Genomic DNA, 2,440 nt, shown 5'->3' on the forward strand with positions numbered 1-2,440 from the left:
GTTAGCTTCTCGTTGTCTTACTCTTTCAGCCATGCCAGACACCATTCGTGGACACACACTTTTTCATTGGTGGAAGGAGGAATAAATTAGTGTCACTCTACCATCCGGATTCCGTATTAATTGGTTTCCCAAGTACCAAGCCTATCTACGTGAGCACCAGCCGCCAACATTGATTGTCTGGGGTCTGCAGGACGGTTATATGCCTGAAGGCGCGGCGCGGGCATATCTCAGAGATCTACCTCACGCTGAACTTCATATCTTAGACGGTGGACACTGGTTGCTGAAGACGCATTTAACAGAAGTTGTTACTTTTGTTCGAGACTTTCTGAGTCGCATCGACAAACGTGAAAATTTATACGTGTAGAAAGCTGCCGCCCAACGGTAAAGTTGTGCGGCGGCAGATAACCTCGAACCCTCACCGATAGGCGTTCTGCCGTCCGCACCAACGCAGTGTTAGGTAGCTGACAACTAGCAACTCATTTAATCATCGCAACAACTAATCGCCAGTGCCATAAATTTAAGCTCCCTCACCTAGCATTGCAGGTAAATCAATCTCTTTAATACAAGTAGCTCGTGATAAAGAGAGAACACAGTCAATGATGGAAAGAAGATCGTTTAGAGGGATGGCTTCGCCACCCATCAGATTGGCTGCTGCGAGATCTGCTAAAACTTCGGGTGTGCCAACATTGCCAGGGTTAATCACCGTTACACCAATCTGCTGCGATCGTAATTCTTCCCTTAAGGAATGCACAACTCCGCGCGGTCCAAACTTCGATGCACTATTGGCAACCTCTCTTCCTGGGAAGTTATCTCGGCCGGAGAGCGCCCCCATAAAAATGATTTTGGGATTATCCGATAGCCGCAGGGCAGGCAATAACGCTTTCACCAAGCGAATGGGAGCGACCAGATTGACGGCAATCACACGAACAATGTCCTCATCAGAACAGGCTTCAAAGCGATATTGAGGAGTAAATGCGTGGGTTTCCCAGGTTCCACCCATATATAGCAACGCATCTAAAGCATCATCCCCGATCGCGTTGACCACTGTTTCTATTCCTGCCAGGTCAGACAAATCTGCCTCTACCCATTCACCCGCCGGAGCCACGGTTCGAGACACCGCCAATAGGCGATCGCACTGATTCATCAAATGTTCTGCAACCGCAAGTCCAATGCCGCGACTCGCACCAGCGACCAGAATCGTCCTAAAAGACATTGCTTTTCTCCCGTTAATTGAGGCGCAGACCAAACTTTGTCACTCCCGGAAACTCAATATTGAATTGTTCCGAGAAGTAATCGGCGTGGAAGGTTTGATAGGGCTTAAACCCAATGGACTCATAGGTATGGCGAGCGACATCATTGCCGTTGATCACCATAATTCCGGCAAAGGCATGCTGCTGCGATCGCCCCTCCTCTAACAAGGCTCTGAGTAACGCTTTACCAAAGCCTCGTCCCCGCGCTCCTGGCAACACCGCAACATTTTCAATAATCCAGGTTGCCTGGGGTGTGAGGAAAAACGGTCGCACATCCCCTCCCCACAGTGCCAGATAGCGATCGCGAAAGACGCTTAAGGTTTCGGTAGACCAGTTTAACTCCTGGGCGATCGCCTCTAGACCGGAAAGGCGCAACGGGCAATAGTTTTCTGTATCAGGCATATAGCCTGCTGCGGCAGCAACGGGCTTTCCTTCAGTCTCCAAGATCAGAAAATCTTCAACGTTGCCCCAGTTAGAAGCATCTGTCCTCAGTTCTGCCTCGATAAACTGCAAGGCAGTGGTTCCAGTCCCCTCTAACAGATCTTCCCAAAAGCAGTGATCGAATGGTGGCAAAGAAGCTTCGTACTCAATTTGGGTGAGGAATGGAATATCAGCAGTTGTTGCTTTGCGAGTGCTGAGGGCGGCTAACATAAAACCCCTTGGAGGAAATTCCTCACATAAAGATACAATCTGTATGTATCTCAAAGTAGCGAGAGAGCCTTCCTCTTGTCAAGATACATACTGTCTGAATGTTAAAGCCAAGCGATTCACCATGCCTGCCAAGTTGACCAAAGCGGAACAAACTCGTCGCACTCGTCGCGCCATTCTGGATCGAGCGCGTCACTTGTTTGCCACAAAGGGGTATGCCGCTACGGGAACCGAGGAAATCATCAGCGAATTAGGGATTACGCGGGGAGCCTTGTATCACCAATTCAACGATAAGTTGGGCGTGTTTAAGGCGGTCATCGTTGAAGCCTACAGTGAGATCACAGACTACATCCAAGCTAAAATTCAGCCCTTAGACACCAACTGGCAGCAGCTCATCGTCGGCTGTCAGGCATTTCTAGAAGTAGCTCACCAGGACGAACTGCGGCGGTTGGTCTTCATTGAGGCTCCAGCCGTTTTGGCAGCAGATGATCTGGCTGAAATAGATCAGTATGGCTTTGCTTCGCTGCGTGAGTCTATAGAAG

At 49.5% G+C, this 2,440-nt stretch carries 4 protein-coding genes; 2 read left to right on the plus strand and 2 right to left on the minus strand.

The window, feature by feature from the left end:
- Positions 1-115 precede the first annotated feature (115 nt).
- Entirely contained in the window at positions 116-364 is a 249-nt protein-coding gene (locus H6F93_RS00705; protein WP_524537873.1) for an alpha/beta fold hydrolase, read from the plus strand.
- 153 nt (positions 365-517) lie between these two features.
- On the opposite strand, the gene H6F93_RS00710 is transcribed toward H6F93_RS00705, so the two are convergent.
- Together H6F93_RS00710 and H6F93_RS00715 are read right to left on the minus strand one after the other, a co-directional pair.
- Positions 518-1,213 carry an SDR family NAD(P)-dependent oxidoreductase gene (locus H6F93_RS00710; protein ID WP_190678286.1) on the minus strand — a complete coding sequence of 232 codons (696 nt, stop codon included), beginning with the start codon at positions 1,211-1,213 and terminating at the stop codon, positions 518-520.
- 13 nt (positions 1,214-1,226) lie between these two features.
- Positions 1,227-1,901: a GNAT family N-acetyltransferase gene (locus H6F93_RS00715; RefSeq protein WP_190678289.1), complete on the minus strand. Its 675-nt coding sequence runs from the start codon at positions 1,899-1,901 to the stop codon at positions 1,227-1,229.
- Between the two features lie 121 nt (positions 1,902-2,022).
- On the opposite strand from H6F93_RS00715, the gene H6F93_RS00720 reads away from it, so the two are divergent.
- On the plus strand, positions 2,023-2,440 hold a 418-nt coding region (locus tag H6F93_RS00720; protein ID WP_190678292.1), incomplete at its 3' end, for a TetR/AcrR family transcriptional regulator.

Source organism: Leptolyngbya sp. FACHB-671 (assembly GCF_014695745.1).
Taxonomy (GTDB): domain Bacteria; phylum Cyanobacteriota; class Cyanobacteriia; order Elainellales; family Elainellaceae; genus JAAUTN01.